13 protein-coding genes and 2 tRNA genes are annotated in these 15437 nt (G+C 57.6%); all 15 read left to right on the top strand.

Translation table 11 applies throughout. The features are described 5' to 3' along the window. Window positions 1–9 precede the first annotated feature (9 nt). The 15 genes from ftsH to yrbN all read left to right on the top strand — a co-directional run bounded on the left by ftsH (window position 10) and on the right by yrbN (window position 15429). On the top strand, window positions 10–1941 hold the full coding sequence (ftsH, locus tag JZM24_RS10635; protein ID WP_215670114.1) for an ATP-dependent zinc metalloprotease FtsH: 1932 nt from the start codon (window positions 10–12) through the stop codon (window positions 1939–1941). 141 nt (window positions 1942–2082) lie between these two features. Beyond that, entirely contained in the window at window positions 2083–2928 is an 846-nt protein-coding gene (folP, locus tag JZM24_RS10630) for a dihydropteroate synthase (RefSeq protein WP_215669616.1), read from the top strand. Continuing rightward, window positions 2925–4262, top strand: a complete 1338-nt coding sequence (gene glmM / locus JZM24_RS10625; RefSeq protein WP_215669615.1) for a phosphoglucosamine mutase — start codon at window positions 2925–2927, stop codon at window positions 4260–4262. Before folP ends, glmM begins: the two co-directional genes overlap by 4 nt. A gap of 297 nt (window positions 4263–4559) precedes the next feature. After that, window positions 4560–4892, top strand: coding sequence for a preprotein translocase subunit SecG (gene secG / locus JZM24_RS10620; RefSeq protein ID WP_215669614.1), 333 nt, complete (start codon window positions 4560–4562; stop codon window positions 4890–4892). Window positions 4893–4949: 57 nt separating this feature from the next. Further along, window positions 4950–5036: transfer RNA gene (locus JZM24_RS10615), tRNA-Leu, on the top strand. Between the two features lie 59 nt (window positions 5037–5095). Continuing rightward, window positions 5096–5172 (top strand) — tRNA-Met (locus JZM24_RS10610). A 215-nt stretch (window positions 5173–5387) separates the two neighbouring features. Continuing rightward, complete coding sequence (rimP, locus tag JZM24_RS10605; protein WP_215669613.1) at window positions 5388–5840, top strand: ribosome maturation factor RimP; 453 nt, start codon at window positions 5388–5390, stop codon at window positions 5838–5840. A 21-nt stretch (window positions 5841–5861) separates the two neighbouring features. After that, entirely contained in the window at window positions 5862–7349 is a 1488-nt protein-coding gene (nusA, locus tag JZM24_RS10600; protein ID WP_215669612.1) for a transcription termination factor NusA, read from the top strand. 25 nt (window positions 7350–7374) lie between these two features. After that, on the top strand, window positions 7375–10059 hold the full coding sequence (gene infB, locus JZM24_RS10595; RefSeq protein WP_215669611.1) for a translation initiation factor IF-2: 2685 nt from the start codon (window positions 7375–7377) through the stop codon (window positions 10057–10059). Between the two features lie 68 nt (window positions 10060–10127). Next, window positions 10128–10544, top strand: coding sequence for a 30S ribosome-binding factor RbfA (gene rbfA / locus JZM24_RS10590; RefSeq protein WP_215669610.1), 417 nt, complete (start codon window positions 10128–10130; stop codon window positions 10542–10544). After that, the gene (gene truB / locus JZM24_RS10585) at window positions 10544–11485 is read left to right on the top strand and encodes a tRNA pseudouridine(55) synthase TruB (protein WP_215669609.1); all 942 of its coding nucleotides are present in this window, start codon (window positions 10544–10546) and stop codon (window positions 11483–11485) included. The genes rbfA and truB overlap by 1 nt, the downstream gene beginning before the upstream one ends. A gap of 117 nt (window positions 11486–11602) precedes the next feature. Beyond that, window positions 11603–11872, top strand: coding sequence for a 30S ribosomal protein S15 (gene rpsO / locus JZM24_RS10580; RefSeq protein ID WP_215669608.1), 270 nt, complete (start codon window positions 11603–11605; stop codon window positions 11870–11872). Between the two features lie 256 nt (window positions 11873–12128). Beyond that, a complete protein-coding gene (gene pnp / locus JZM24_RS10575) occupies window positions 12129–14246 on the top strand; it encodes a polyribonucleotide nucleotidyltransferase (protein WP_215669607.1) in 2118 nt (705 codons plus the stop codon). Window positions 14247–14376: 130 nt separating this feature from the next. Next, a complete protein-coding gene (gene nlpI / locus JZM24_RS10570) occupies window positions 14377–15264 on the top strand; it encodes a lipoprotein NlpI (protein ID WP_215669606.1) in 888 nt (295 codons plus the stop codon). A gap of 105 nt (window positions 15265–15369) precedes the next feature. After that, window positions 15370–15429 carry a protein YrbN gene (gene yrbN, locus JZM24_RS19720; RefSeq protein ID WP_376775547.1) on the top strand — a complete coding sequence of 20 codons (60 nt, stop codon included), beginning with the start codon at window positions 15370–15372 and terminating at the stop codon, window positions 15427–15429. The last annotated feature ends 8 nt before the right edge of the window (window positions 15430–15437 follow it).

The following is a 15437-nucleotide window of genomic DNA, read 5'->3' as shown; positions in this document are numbered from 1 at the left end:
TTGAGTGACATGGCGAAGAACCTGATTCTCTGGTTAGTTATCGCAGTAGTGCTGATGTCGGTATTCCAGAGCTTCGGGCCCAGCGAGTCCAATGGCCGTAAAGTGGATTATTCCACCTTTATGTCCGAATTGAATCAGGATCAGGTGAGGGAAGCGCGTATTAACGGTCGTGAAATCACAGTTACTAAAAAAGACAGTAACCGCTACACCACCTATATTCCGGTCAACGATCCCAAGCTGCTCGATATCCTTTTGACCAAAAACGTCAAAGTCGTGGGCGAGCCGCCGGAAGAACCCAGCCTGCTGGCGTCGATCTTTATCTCCTGGTTCCCGATGCTGTTGTTGATTTGGGTCTGGATTTTCTTTATGCGCCAGATGCAGGGTGGCGGCGGTAAAGGCGCGATGTCGTTCGGCAAGAGCAAGGCGCGAATGCTGTCGGAAGATCAGATCAAGACGACGTTCGCCGATGTCGCCGGCTGTGATGAAGCCAAGGAAGAAGTCAGCGAACTGGTGGACTACCTGCGCGAGCCGAGCCGTTTCCAAAAACTGGGCGGCAAGATCCCGAAAGGCGTGCTGATGGTGGGGCCGCCCGGGACCGGTAAAACGCTGCTGGCCAAGGCCATTGCGGGGGAAGCCAAAGTACCCTTCTTCAACATTTCCGGTTCTGACTTCGTGGAAATGTTCGTCGGCGTGGGCGCCTCGCGCGTGCGCGATATGTTCGAGCAGGCGAAAAAAGCGGCGCCGTGCATCATCTTCATCGATGAAATTGACGCCGTCGGGCGTCAACGCGGCGCGGGTCTCGGTGGTGGTCACGACGAGCGCGAGCAGACCCTTAACCAGATGCTGGTGGAAATGGACGGGTTTGAAGGTAATGAGGGCATTATCGTCATTGCCGCCACCAACCGGCCCGACGTGCTGGACCCGGCGCTGCTGCGTCCCGGCCGTTTCGACCGCCAGGTGGTGGTCGGCCTGCCTGATGTCCGCGGGCGTGAACAGATTTTGAAAGTGCACATGCGCCGCGTGCCGCTGTCGCCCGATATGGATGCGTCAGTCATTGCGCGCGGTACGCCCGGGTTCTCGGGTGCCGATCTGGCCAACCTGGTGAACGAAGCGGCGCTGTTCGCCGCCCGCGGCAGCAAACGCGTGGTATCGATGGTGGAATTCGAGAAAGCCAAGGACAAAATCATGATGGGCGCCGAGCGCCGTTCCATGGTGATGACCGAGGCGCAAAAAGAGTCTACCGCCTATCACGAGGCCGGCCACGCGATTATCGGCCGCCTGGTGCCGGAGCATGATCCGGTGCATAAAGTGACGATTATCCCGCGTGGTCGCGCCCTGGGGGTGACCTTCTTCCTGCCGGAAGGGGATGCCATCAGCGCCAGCCGCCAGAAACTGGAAAGCCAGATCTCCACCCTTTACGGCGGCCGGCTTGCCGAAGAGATCATTTACGGCCCGGCGAAAGTGTCCACCGGGGCGTCCAACGACATCAAAGTAGCGACCTCCATCGCCCGCAACATGGTAACCCAGTGGGGGTTCTCCGAGAAGCTCGGCCCGCTGCTGTATGCGGAGGAAGAGGGCGAAGTGTTCCTCGGCCGCTCGGTGGCCAAGGCGAAGCACATGTCCGATGAAACGGCGCGTATTATCGACCAGGAAGTGAAGTCACTGATTGAGCGTAATTATGTCCGCGCCCGCGCGCTGCTATCGGAAAATATGGATATCCTGCATGCCATGAAGGATGCGCTGATGAAATATGAAACCATCGATGCGCCGCAGATCGACGATTTAATGGGCCGCAAAGCCGTCCGCCCGCCCGCCGGATGGGACGACACCGTCTCCGGCAATAGCGGTGACGACGGTACGCCGCGCGCGCCGACGCCGGTGGATGAGCCGCGCACGCCGAATCCCGGCAATACCATGTCGGCGCAATACGGCAACCGCTAAGAGCCCCTTGCGCGCCGGCGTGCAAGCTCCGGCGCGGTAATACCGCCAGCCCCGCGTTTTACGACACGCCGGGGCTTTTTTTTGCGCTGAAAATGCTAAGATAGCCGCCTAACAGATTGCACAGCATAAGGAAACGCCGTTATGCAACTTATTGCGCGAGAGCGCACCCTCAGCCTGGCGGTGCCCCGCGTCATGTGGATCCTCAACGTGACCCCGGACTCGTTCTCCGACGGCGGCAAATACCAACGTCTGGCCGACGCCGTCGATCATGCCGCGGCGATGCTGGCGGCTGGCGCGACCCTTATCGATATTGGCGGTGAATCCACCCGCCCCGGCGCGCAGGCGGTCAGCGATGAAGAGGAAGCGGCGCGGGTGGTGCCGGTAGTGGCGGCGCTAGCGGAACGTTTTGATACTTTTATCTCCGTGGATACTTCCAAGGCGCTGGTGATGCGTGAAAGCGCGGCGGCCGGCGCCCATTTGATCAATGATATCCGCGCGCTTGGTGAACCGGGTGCCCTGGACGCCGCCGCCGCCAGCCAATTGCCCATCTGCCTGATGCATATGCAGGGCGAGCCGGACACCATGCAGCAGGCGCCGCATTATGAGAATGTGCTGGCGGAGGTAGAGGCTTTTTTCGTACAGCAAATTGCGCGCTGTGAAGCTGCCGGCATCACCAAAAAACGACTGTTGCTCGATCCGGGCTTCGGTTTCGGCAAGACCCTGGCGCATAATTATCGCCTCCTGGCCAGGTTGGGTGATTTCCATCATCTCGGGCTGCCGCTGTTGGTGGGGATGTCGCGTAAATCCATGATAGGCGCATTGTTGGATCTTCCGGCAGAACAGCGGGTTTCAGGTAGTGTCGCCTGCGCAGTTATCGCCGCGCTGCAGGGGGCGCAGATTATCCGGGTCCATGACGTCAGGCAGACCGTGGAAGCCATGCGCGTGGTGGAAGCTACGCTTACAGCGAAGGAAACCTATTTTCAATGAGTAATCATCAATATTTCGGCACCGACGGCATCCGCGGCAAGGTCGGCGACAGCCCCATTACGCCGGATTTTGTGCTCAAACTGGGCTGGGCCGCCGGCAAGGTGCTGGCGCGCCATGGCTCGCGGAAAATCATTATCGGCAAAGATACCCGTATTTCCGGCTATATGCTGGAGTCGGCGCTGGAAGCAGGTTTAGCGGCGGCCGGGCTTTCCGCTGCGTTTACCGGCCCGATGCCGACGCCGGCCATTGCCTATTTGACCCGCACCTTCCGCGCCGAGGCCGGCATTGTGATCTCCGCCTCCCATAATCCCTACTACGATAACGGCATCAAATTTTTCTCCATCGACGGTACCAAGCTGCCCGCCGAGGTGGAAGAGGCTATCGAGGCGGAGCTGGCCAGGCCGTTGACCTGCGTCGAATCGGCGGAGCTGGGCAAAGCCAGTCGCATTGTTGATGCGGCCGGGCGCTATATCGAGTTTTGCAAAGGGACCTTTCCCGGTAATTTAAGCCTTAAGGGATTGAAGATTGTGGTGGATTGCGCCAATGGCGCTACCTACCACATCGCGCCCAGCGTGTTGCGCGAACTCGGCGCGACGGTGGTGACTCTGGGCTGCCAGCCGGACGGTATGAATATCAACCAAGAGTGCGGCGCTACCGATGTTCGCCTGTTGCAAAGCCGGGTGCTGGCGGAGAAGGCCGATCTGGGCATTGCCTATGATGGCGACGGCGATCGGGTGATTATGGTCGATCATCTGGGGCAGAAAGTGGATGGCGACCAGATCCTGTATGTCATCGCGCGGGAAAAGTTGCGCCAGGGCCAGCTGTCCGGCGGCGTGGTGGGCACGCTGATGAGCAATATGGGGCTGGAGCTGGCGCTAAAGCAGTTGGGCGTGCCTTTCGTGCGCGCTCGCGTCGGCGACCGCTATGTGCTGGAGAAAATGCAGGAAAAAGGCTGGCGCATTGGCGCTGAAAACTCCGGTCACGTCATCTTGCTGGACAAAACCACCACCGGAGACGGCATCATCGCCGGTCTGCAGGTGTTATCGGCAATGGTCGGCAACCACATGAATCTGCACGATCTGTGCAGCGGCATGCGCCTGCTGCCGCAGATCCTGGTCAATGTGCGCTTCGCCGGGCAACACGATCCGCTGGCGTCGGCGGCAGTGAAACAGGCCAGCGACGAGGTGGAGCAGCAACTGGCAGGGCGCGGGCGGGTGCTGCTGCGCAAGTCGGGCACCGAGCTCCTTATCCGCGTCATGGTGGAAGGGGAAGATACTGAACAGGTCAGCCAGCTGGCGCACCACATCGCTGACGCGGTGAAAGCCGCGGGCTGAAGTGTAAGTCCCGGCGCTGAGTCGGTGAAAGCTGCTGCCGCGGCTGCGATTTACCGGGGCGGTGACAGGGCGTCAGCGCCCGCCGTGGTCTTGGTCGGCGCCGTCGACCGGCGATGCCTAAGCAGCGAGCGGCACTGGCGTTTTTTTCCGCAAACGGTCAGCCAGCCGTAAAATGCCCTTGCACGCGCTGGGCGCTTTGGTTAGTATTCACACCCGCTTCAGTCGGTGACATCAGGTGCCGTATTGGGGCTGCGATAGCTTAACGTGCGGTGGTTACCGCAAGGATACTGAAAGATTATGTACCAAGCTCTGTTAGTCATATTCCTGTTAGTAGCGTTATGCCTGGTTGCGCTGATCATGCTGCAACAAGGTAAAGGTGCTGATATGGGATCCTCGTTCGGTGCAGGCGCCTCTGGCACCCTGTTCGGTTCTAGCGGTTCCGGTAACTTCATGACCCGTATGACGGCCGTGCTGGCAACGCTGTTTTTCGTTCTCAGCCTGGTGCTGGGCAACCTGAGCAGCAATCATGGTCAGAAAGGCAGCCAGTGGGACAACCTGAATCAGGCTCAGCAGGCGGATAAGGCACCAGCCGAAGCGCCGGCGAAACCGGGTAATGATATTCCGCAGTAAACGTTAAGCGTTGCCCGATAGGGCAATCGTAAAGAAGCGCAAGAACCGATAGAAAGTGCCGAGGTGGTGGAATTGGTAGACACGCTACCTTGAGGTGTTAGTGCCCGATTGGGCTTACGGGTTCAAGTCCCGTCCTCGGTACCAATCCCAGAGATAGCTTGCTTTTTTGGGGTTATCAGAGTAGTATTTTCAGCGTTTTCGGACGCGGGGTGGAGCAGCCTGGTAGCTCGTCGGGCTCATAACCCGAAGGTCGTCGGTTCAAATCCGGCCCCCGCAACCACATTCCTTTAGAGTGCTTTTTCAAATATACTGTCTGTAGGCGTTAGGTTTACACCATCACAGGCGTTTGAAAAATGATTCTTCTGGAATGGTTTCAAAGCCGCCTGCGGTTTACAGGGTCCAGTCACTTAACGCCCCGAATTTTCGGGGCTTTTTGTTATTTCACTACAGTAATACTGGGCTAATTAGCCCTTTTTTTATGTCTTGGGGGTGGCCTTGTCCACATTAGAACAAAAATTGACTGAGATGATCACTGCACCCGTGGAAGCTCTGGGGTTTGAGCTGGTGGGTATTGAATTTATTCGTGGCCGCCAGTCGACGCTACGCATTTATATCGATAGTGACGAGGGCATCACCGTTGATGATTGTGCTGATGTAAGCCACCAGGTCAGCGCAGTACTGGACGTTGAAGACCCTATCTCCGTGGCCTATAGCCTTGAGGTCTCATCACCGGGTTTGGATCGCCCGCTGTTTACCGCCGCGCATTATCGCCAATTTACCGGTAGCGACGTCAGCGTGGTGCTGCGTATCGCGGTGCAAAACCGCCGTAAATGGCAGGGGGCCATCAAAGCTGTCGACGGTGAAATGATCACGGTGACGGTGGATGGAAAAGATGGAGTGTTCGCTTTGCACAATATTCAGAAAGCGAACCTGGTACCCCACTTTTAACGTTTTACTGAGGCAACTAGGATGAATAAAGAAATTCTGGCTGTTATTGAGGCAGTGTCCAACGAGAAAGCCGTCCCGCGGGAAAAGATTTTCGAGGCGCTGGAGACGGCACTGGCCACGGCAACGAAGAAAAAATACGAACAGGAAATCGAAGTTCGCGTCAGCATCGATCGCAAGTCAGGGGACTTCGATACCTTCCGCCGTTGGCTCATTGTGGACGAAGTGACTCAACCCACCCGGGAAATCACACTGGACGCGGCGCAGTTTGACGAACCTACGGCGCAGCTTGGCGGCTATATCGAAGATGAAATTGAGTCGGTGGTGTTTGACCGCATTACCACCCAGACCGCTAAACAGGTCATCGTGCAGAAAGTGCGTGAAGCCGAACGGGCGATGGTGGTCGATCAGTTCCGCAGCCACGAAGGCGAGATCGTCACCGGCGTGGTGAAAAAAGTGAATCGGGACAGCATCAGCCTCGATATGGGCAGCAATGCTGAAGCGGTCATTGGCCGCGAGGACATGCTGCCGCGGGAAAATTTCCGTCCTGGCGACCGTATCCGCGGCGTGTTGTATTCGGTCCGCCCGGAAGCGCGCGGCGCGCAGCTGTTTGTCAGCCGGTCACGGCCGGAGATGCTGGTCGAGCTGTTCCGCATTGAAGTACCGGAAATCGGTGAAGAAGTGATTGAAATCAAGGCCGCCGCCCGCGATCCGGGCTCACGGGCGAAAATCGCCGTGAAGACCAACGATAAGCGCATCGATCCGGTCGGCGCCTGCGTCGGTATGCGAGGTGCTCGCGTTCAGGCGGTTTCAAGCGAATTGGGCGGCGAACGTATTGATATCGTGCTGTGGGATGATAATCCGGCCCAGTTTGTTATCAACGCCATGGCGCCTGCCGATGTCGCGTCCATTGTGGTGGACGAGGATAAGCACACCATGGATATCGCGGTAGAAGCGGGCAATCTTGCCCAGGCTATCGGCCGCAACGGACAAAACGTCCGGCTGGCTTCCCAGCTCAGCGGCTGGGAGCTGAATGTAATGACGGTAGAAGATCTGCAGGCAAAACATCAAGCTGAAGCCCATGCGGCGATCTATATCTTTACCCGCAATCTGGATATCGATGAAGAGTTCGCGACGGCACTGGTGGAGGAAGGGTTCTCATCCCTTGAGGAGATGGCCTACGTGCCGATAAATGAACTGCTGGAAATTGAAGGGCTCGATGAAGAAACGGTGGAAGCGCTGCGCGAACGGGCGAAGAATGCGCTAACCACACTTGCGCTGGCGCAGGAAGAGAATCGCGGCGCGGGCGTACCGGCTGAAGACCTGCTGGGTCTGCCTGAACTTGAGCGCGACATGGCGTTCGAACTGGCGGCGTGTGGTGTTTGTACGCTGGAAGATCTTGCCGAACAGGGTGTCGACGACCTGTCAGATATTGAAGGGCTGAGTAGTGAAAAAGCCGGCGAGCTCATCATGGCCGCGCGCAATATTTGCTGGTTTGGCGACAACGCGTAATAAACTGTAGCAGGAAAGGAACAGCATGACAGATGTAACCGTAAAATCGCTCGCCGCTGAAATACAGACTCCGGTCGATCGCCTGTTACAGCAATTTGCTGATGCGGGCATTGATAAAACCGCAGTAGACTCTGTGACCCAGCAGGAAAAAGAAACCTTACTGGCGCACCTGAACCGCAATCGCGGAGCGTCGCCCAATAAATTAACTTTGCAGCGCAAAACGCGCAGCACCTTGAATATTCCGAGCACCGGCGGTAAAAGTAAGTCGGTGCAAATCGAAGTGCGCAAAAAGCGCACCTATGTGCAACGCGATCCGCAGGCGCAGGAACAGGCTGAAGCGGAAGAGCTGGCTCAGCAGCAGGCCCAGCGCGAAGCTGCCGAAAAAGCGCAACGCGACGCCGAAGAAAAAGCAAAACGCGCGGCTGAAGAGAAAGCCAAGCGTGAGGCCGCTGAACAGGCGAAGCGTGTGGCAGCGGAAAGTGATAAATTGACTAACCAGCAGACCAATACTATGATCAAGTCACCACAGGCGGCTGAAAAAGCTCGCCGTGAAGCCGAAGCCGCGGAGCTAAGACGCAAAGCGGAAGAGGAAACGCGTCGCAAGGTCGAAGAGAAGGCTCTCCAGGTCGCGGAAGAAGCGCGCAGTATGGCCGAAGAACGCGGCGGCACCTGGGACAACGCGCCTGAGCCGGCGGAGGAAGATACCACTGATTATCACATCACGACCTCCCATCACGCCCGGGAAGCCGAAGACGAAAACGACCGCAAAGTGGAAGGCGATCACCGCAGCCGCACCCGCGGCGGTAAAGCGACCAAGCAGAAAAAAACCAGCCGCCTGTCTGAATCCAAGGCCGATCGCGAAGAAGCGCGTGCCGTGGGCCGTGGCGGCAAGGGCAAGCGTAAACCGAGCACCCTGATGCAGGGCTTCAACAAGCCGGCGCAGGCGGTGAACCGCGATGTGGTCATCGGCGAAACCATCACGGTTGCGGAATTTGCCAACAAAATGGCGGTGAAAGGCTCGCAGGTCATCAAGGCGATGATGAAGCTGGGCGCCATGGCGACCATCAATCAGGTGATCGACCAGGAAACCGCGCAATTGGTGGCGGAAGAAATGGGTCACAAGGTGATTTTGCGCCGTGAGAACGAGCTGGAAGAGTCGGTGATGTCCGATCGCGACACCGGCAGCTCCGCCGCCGCGGAATCCCGTGCGCCGGTGGTGACCATCATGGGTCACGTCGATCACGGTAAAACCTCGCTGCTGGATTATATCCGCTCCACGAAAGTGGCGGCAGGCGAGGCGGGCGGCATCACCCAGCATATCGGTGCCTATCACGTGGAAACCGATAACGGCATGATCACCTTCCTGGATACCCCGGGGCATGCGGCCTTTACCGCAATGCGCGCCCGTGGCGCACAGGCGACGGATATCGTGGTGCTGGTGGTGGCGGCCGACGACGGCGTGATGCCGCAGACCATCGAAGCCATTCAGCACGCCAAAGCGGCCAAAGTGCCGGTGGTGGTGGCGGTTAACAAGATCGATAAACCGGAAGCGGATCCGGATCGGGTCAAGAATGAACTGACCCAATACGGCGTCATTCCGGAAGAGTGGGGCGGCGAAAGCCAGTTCGTACATGTTTCCGCCAAATCCGGCGCGGGCATTGACGAGCTGTTGGACGCTATCTTGCTGCAGGCGGAAGTGCTGGAGCTGAAAGCGATCCGCAACGGCATGGCCAGTGGTGTGGTCATCGAATCCTTCCTGGATAAGGGGCGTGGTCCGGTTGCTACCGTGCTGGTGCGCGAAGGCAACTTGAACCGAGGCGACATTGTGCTGTGCGGTTTCGAGTACGGCCGCGTGCGCGCCATGCGCGACGAAGTGGGCCGTGACGTCGCCTCCGCCGGACCCTCGATTCCGGTTGAGATCCTCGGTCTGTCCGGGGTGCCGGCAGCCGGTGATGAAGCAACGGTGGTGCGCGACGAGAAGAAAGCGCGTGAAGTGGCGCTGTACCGTCAAGGCAAGTTCCGCGAAGTCAAACTGGCGCGTCAGCAGAAGTCCAAGCTGGAAAACATGTTCGCCAACATGACCGAAGGGGAAGTGTCCGAGCTGAACATCGTGCTGAAATCTGACGTACAGGGTTCCGCCGAAGCCATCAGCGACGCGCTCGAGAAGTTGTCCACCGATGAAGTGAAGGTGAAGATTGTCGGCTCCGGCGTGGGCGGCATTACTGAAACCGACGCGACGCTGGCGGCAGCCTCCAACGCTATCCTGCTGGGCTTTAACGTGCGTGCCGATGCGTCCGCCCGTCGCGTTATCGAAGCGGAAAACATGGATCTGCGCTATTACTCGGTCATCTACGACCTGATTGATGAAGTCAAACAGGCGATGAGCGGCATGCTGGCGCCGGAATACAAACAGGAAATCATCGGTCTGGCGGAAGTACGCGATGTGTTCCGTTCACCGAAATTCGGCGCTATCGCCGGCTGTATGGTGACGGAAGGCGTGGTGAAGCGTCACAACAAGATCCGCGTCCTGCGTGAAAACGTGGTGATCTACGAAGGTGAACTAGAGTCGCTGCGCCGTTTCAAAGACGACGTCAACGAAGTGCGTAACGGCATGGAATGCGGCATCGGCGTGAAGAACTACAATGACGTTCGCTCAGGCGACGTCATCGAAGTGTTTGAAACCATCGAGATCCAACGTACCATTGCCTGATAACGCGTTATCGGCAGCGCACACCACAGGGGGGCGACCAGCCCCCCTGCTTGTCTGGAGAATTTACCATGGCCAAAGAATATAGCCGCACCCAGCGCGTCGCCCAGGAGATGCAAAAAGAAATCGCCATCATCCTGCAGCGCGAAATCAAAGATCCCCGCGTCGGCATGGCGACGGTGTCAGGCGTAGAAGTGTCGCGCGATCTGGCCTACGCCAAAGTGTTCGTCACCTTTCTGAACGACAACACCCCTGAACAGGTTAAAACCGGCGTCCGGGCGCTGCAGGATGCGGCGGGTTTCATTCGCAGCCTGCTGGGCAAAGCCATGCGCCTGCGCGTGGTGCCTGAATTGACCTTCGCCTACGATAATTCGCTGGTGGAAGGTATGCGCATGTCTAATCTGGTCAGCCAGGTGGTGCAAAATGACCGCCTGCGCCGGGGCGTAAGCCCGGCGGATGAGACGGATAGTGAGGATAAGGAAGACTGATGGGCCGTCCAAGTCGCCGTGGCCGTGATATTGACGGCATCGTCCTGTTGGATAAACCGCTCGGGATCTCGTCCAACGATTTGTTGCAAAAGGTCAAACGGTTGTTTCGCGCTAATAAGGCCGGGCATACCGGTGCGCTGGATCCGCTGGCGACCGGCATGCTGCCCGTCTGCCTCGGCGAGGCGACCAAGTTTTCCCAGCATCTGCTGGAGGCGGATAAGCGCTATCGGGTCACCGCCCGGCTCGGCGAACGCACCGATACCTCCGACGCCGAGGGCCAAACGGTCAGCGTCCGGCCGGTATCGCTGGATAAGGCACGCCTTGAGGCGGCGCTGAACCACTTCCGTGGTGAAAGCAGTCAGGTGCCGTCGATGTTTTCCGCGCTGAAGCATCAGGGGCGTCCGCTGTACGAGTACGCCCGTAAAGGCATCACGGTAGAGCGAGAGGCGCGCCCTATCCACGTCTACGATTTGCAGTTACACCGCTGGGATTTGACGGAGGTGGAACTGGAGATTCATTGTTCCAAAGGCACCTACATTCGCACCATTATCGATGATTTTGGTGAACGTCTCGGCTGCGGCGCGCACGTCACGGCGCTGCGCCGGCTGGCGGTTGCCCGCTATCCATCTGAGCGTATGGTAACGCTTGCGTCGCTGCAGGCCATTGCCGCCGACGCGCCGGAAGCGCCGGAAATCCTGGCGCAGCTGGACGCGCTGCTGTTGCCGATGGACAGCGCGGTGGCGGATATGCCGGCGGTCAATCTGCCGTCTGACCTCGCCGCGCGGGTGCGCCTCGGGCAAACGGTAGCGGTTACAACGCAGCCGCAGGACGGGCTGGTACGCCTGACCGAAGGGGACGCCGGACGCTTTTTCGGCATCGGCGAAATCGCCGCACCGGGCCGGCTGACGCCGCGCCGCCTGATAGCGGAACCGCGTGCCTGATCATGTAATCGCCTTGCGATCGACACGGGCTGAGAGTAGAATGGCGCGGCTTATGAAGCGGGTGGCTGAATTAGAGATCGGCGCCCATCTATTTCACAATCATTTTGGAGTGTTATAATGTCTCTAAGTGTTGAAGCGAAAGCGAAAATTGTTACTGATTTCGGCCGTGATGCCAAAGACAGCGGTTACACTGAAATTCAGGTTGCTCTTTTAACCGCTCAGATTAGCCATTTGCAGGGCCATTTTGCGGAACATAAAAAAGATCACCACAGCCGCCGTGGTCTGTTGCGTATGGTTTCACAGCGTCGTAAGCTGCTCGACTACCTGAAAGGCAAAGATGTGGCGCGTTACACCAGCCTTATCGAACGCCTGTGTCTGCGTCGCTAAGCCAGACAGTTTCAGGAGAAAGGGGCCTTATGTGGCCCCTTTCTTCTAGGCAGCGTTCATCCCGTGACAGGGACTCACCCGCGCGGCGGTGAATGCTAAGTAGATTCTTCAATTGCTGAGGTTCGCGCGGCTAATGAGAGACTTTATCCGCCGGGATAAGGATTGTCATTAGTCGCGAGGATGCGATGAGAAGGTTGTTAGTCAACGGTGTGCGGTCTGATTGAAAGCGCCGCGCACTTTGAAAAAGGAAATCATTTTGCTAAATCCGATTGTTCGCAAGTTTCAATACGGCCAGCATACCGTCACGCTGGAAACCGGTATGATGGCACGTCAGGCGACTGCCGCAGTCATGGTAAGCATGGACGACACGGCGGTATTTGTGACCGTTGTGGGCGCCAAACAAGCAAAACCGGGACAGAGCTTCTTCCCGCTGACCGTCAATTATCAGGAGCGGACCTACGCCGCCGGCCGTTTCCCGGGCGGGTTCTTCCGCCGCGAAGGCCGCCCGAGCGAAGGCGAAACGCTGATTTCGCGCCTGATTGACCGTCCGATCCGTCCGCTGTTCCCGGAAGGTTTCCTAAACGAAGTGCAGGTTATCGCCACCGTGGTCTCGGTTAACCCGCAGGTCAGCCCCGATATCGTGGCGATGATTGGCGCTTCCGCCGCGCTGGGCCTGTCCGGTATTCCGTTCAGCGGCCCTATCGGCGCCGCACGCGTTGGCTACATCAATGACCAGTACGCGCTGAACCCGACGCAGGCTGAACTGGCGACAAGCCGACTGGATCTGGTTGTTGCCGGTACCCAAAACGCCGTGCTGATGGTGGAATCCGAAGCGCAACTGCTGAGTGAAGATCAAATGCTCGGCGCCGTGGTCTATGGCCACGATCAGCAGCAGGTCGTGATCGACAACATCAATCAGCTGGTGGCTGAAGCCGGCAAGCCGAAATGGCAGTGGCAGGCACAGGACGTTAACGCCGGCCTGCAGGCGCGGGTCGCCGAGCTGGCGGAATCCGGTCTGGGCGATGCCTATCGTATCACCGAAAAACAAGAGCGCTATGCCGCGGTTGACGCTATCAAGGCCGATGTGGTTGAAGCCTTGACGGCGCAGGATGAGACGCTGGACGCCGGTGAGATCAAGGACATTCTGGTCGCGCTTGAAAAAAGCGTGGTGCGTAGCCGCGTATTGCGTGGCGAACCGCGTATCGACGGCCGGGAAAAAGACATGATTCGCGGCCTGGACGTGCGCACCGGCGTATTGCCGCGTACCCACGGGTCGGCGCTGTTCACCCGTGGTGAAACTCAGGCGCTGGTCACCGCCACCTTGGGCACCGAGCGCGATGCACAGAATATTGATGAATTGACGGGTGAACGGACAGACCGTTTCCTGCTACACTATAATTTCCCGCCGTACTGCGTCGGTGAAACCGGCATGGTGGGGTCGCCGAAGCGTCGCGAAATCGGCCACGGCCGTCTGGCGAAACGCGGTGTTCTGGCGGTGATGCCGAACGCCAGCGAATTCCCGTACACCGTGCGCGTGGTATCGGAAATCACCGAGTCGAACGGCTCCTCTTCCATGGCTTCCGTGTGCGGCGCTTCACTGGCGCTGATGGACGCCGGGCTCCCTATCAAGGCGGCCGTTGCCGGTATCGCTATGGGCCTGGTGAAAGAAGGCGACAACTTTGTGGTGTTATCCGATATTCTGGGTGATGAAGATCATCTGGGTGATATGGATTTCAAAGTTGCCGGCAGCCGTGAAGGCGTCACCGCGCTGCAGATGGACATCAAGATTGAAGGCATCACCCGCGAAATCATGCAGGTGGCGCTGAATCAGGCCAAGGGCGCGCGTATGCACATCCTCGGCGTGATGGAGCGGGCAATCAGCTCGCCGCGTGGTGATATTTCCGAATTCGCGCCGCGCATCCATACCATTAAGATCAGTCCCGATAAGATTAAGGACGTGATTGGTAAAGGCGGCTCGGTTATTCGCGCGCTGACCGAAGAAACCGGCACGACGATCGAAATCGAAGATGACGGTACCGTGAAAGTGGCGGCCACCGACGGTGATAAAGCTCGTCACGCCATCCGCCGCATTGAAGAGATCACCGCGGAAATCGAAGTGGGCCGGATTTATAATGGTAAAGTGACCCGCATCGTAGACTTCGGCGCCTTTGTTGCCATCGGCGGCGGCAAAGAAGGGCTGGTGCATATCTCCCAGATTGCCGATAAGCGTGTAGAGAAAGTGGCGGATTATCTGGAGCTGGGCCAGGAAGTGCCGGTTAAGGTCCTCGAAGTGGACCGCCAGGGTCGCGTTCGCCTGAGTATCAAGGAAGCCAGTGCCACCAGCCAGGACGCCGTGGTGCCTGAAGCAGAATAGCCTTACTGTTAGCGCATTTAACAGCTCCTTGCCCCGGTGGGGAGCTGTTCGTATCACAAGGGCGGGACGCCTTGTGTTAAGCCGATGGGGGACAGGACGTTCATCCAATGTTTTTCTTCGGGAGTGGGAAATGAGGCCTTACTTGCGCTGGTGGTTCGTTGCAATGGCGTTAATGCTGGCAGGATGCAGCAACAGTGATTGGCGAAGTAAAGATAGCGTTCTGGCCGTCCCTTTGCAGCCGACGCTACAGCAAGAAGTCATCCTGGCGCGTATGGAACAAATACTGGCGAGCCGGGCCCTTACCGATGATGAACGAGCACAGCTATTATATGAGCGCGGAGTGCTGTATGATAGTCTTGGGCTGAGAGCGCTGGCGCGCAATGATTTTTCACAAGCGCTGGCAATCCGACCCGATATGCCGGAAGTTTTCAATTATCTTGGCATATACTTAACGCAGGCGGGTAATTATGATGCCGCCTATGAAGCGTTTGATTCTGTACTAGAGCTTGATCCAACTTACAACTACGCGTATTTAAACCGTGGCATCGCCCTGTATTACGGCGGCCGCTACCGTTTAGCGCAGGATGATCTGCAGGCGTTTTATCGCGACGACCAAAACGATCCCTTCCGCTCGCTGTGGCTTTTCCTGGTCGAGAAAAAAATCGACGACGGGAAGGCTTCTAACGCGCTGCAAAGCCGTTATGTGAGGGCGAATAAAGGGCAATGGGGATGGAATATTGTCGAGTTCTACCTGGGGGACATTAGCGAATCGACGCTAATGGCGCGCCTCAAGGCGGACGCAACGGATAACACTTCGCTCGCCGAGCATCTCAGTGAAACTGACTTCTATTTAGGTAAACACTACCTGAGTCTGGGGGACAAGAACGCCGCTTCGGCGCTGTTCAAACTGACGGTTGCTAACAACGTACATAACTTTGTTGAGCACCGCTATGCATTGTTGGAATTGGCACTATTGGGCCAAGGGCAAGACGACCTATCAGAATCGGACCAGCAATAGCTGACGAACAAAACTTAAGCAGCCTGCATTCTCTTTTTTTCACCTGCGAGGGTGAGGGCTTGTTTTTTTCGTTATAAATCCAATTTGAGTCGGTTCACACTTTTGATGAAAATGAATGAAAATTTTCACGACAAGGTATGTAGACTGGCCGCCATTAAGAAATGAGGCACGTG

It is taken from the genome of Candidatus Sodalis endolongispinus, from assembly GCF_018777395.1.
Taxonomy (GTDB): Bacteria; Pseudomonadota; Gammaproteobacteria; order Enterobacterales; family Enterobacteriaceae; genus Sodalis_B; species Sodalis_B endolongispinus.
Note: the sequence above shows the minus strand (reverse complement) of the source record. Positions and strands in the feature narration are given on the sequence as shown.

Excerpts from the sequence above, each read along its gene's own strand:
- ftsH (WP_215670114.1), top strand. The coding sequence starts at position 10 with ATGGCGAAGAACCTGATTCTCTGGTTAGTTATCGCAGTAGTGCTGATG.
- folP (WP_215669616.1), top strand. The coding sequence starts at position 2,083 with ATGCAACTTATTGCGCGAGAGCGCACCCTCAGCCTGGCGGTGCCCCGC.
- glmM (WP_215669615.1), top strand. The coding sequence starts at position 2,925 with ATGAGTAATCATCAATATTTCGGCACCGACGGCATCCGCGGCAAGGTC.
- secG (WP_215669614.1), top strand. The coding sequence starts at position 4,560 with ATGTACCAAGCTCTGTTAGTCATATTCCTGTTAGTAGCGTTATGCCTG.
- nusA (WP_215669612.1), top strand. The coding sequence starts at position 5,862 with ATGAATAAAGAAATTCTGGCTGTTATTGAGGCAGTGTCCAACGAGAAA.
- infB (WP_215669611.1), top strand. The coding sequence starts at position 7,375 with ATGACAGATGTAACCGTAAAATCGCTCGCCGCTGAAATACAGACTCCG.
- rbfA (WP_215669610.1), top strand. The coding sequence starts at position 10,128 with ATGGCCAAAGAATATAGCCGCACCCAGCGCGTCGCCCAGGAGATGCAA.
- truB (WP_215669609.1), top strand. The coding sequence starts at position 10,544 with ATGGGCCGTCCAAGTCGCCGTGGCCGTGATATTGACGGCATCGTCCTG.
- rpsO (WP_215669608.1), top strand. The coding sequence starts at position 11,603 with ATGTCTCTAAGTGTTGAAGCGAAAGCGAAAATTGTTACTGATTTCGGC.
- nlpI (WP_215669606.1), top strand. The coding sequence starts at position 14,377 with ATGAGGCCTTACTTGCGCTGGTGGTTCGTTGCAATGGCGTTAATGCTG.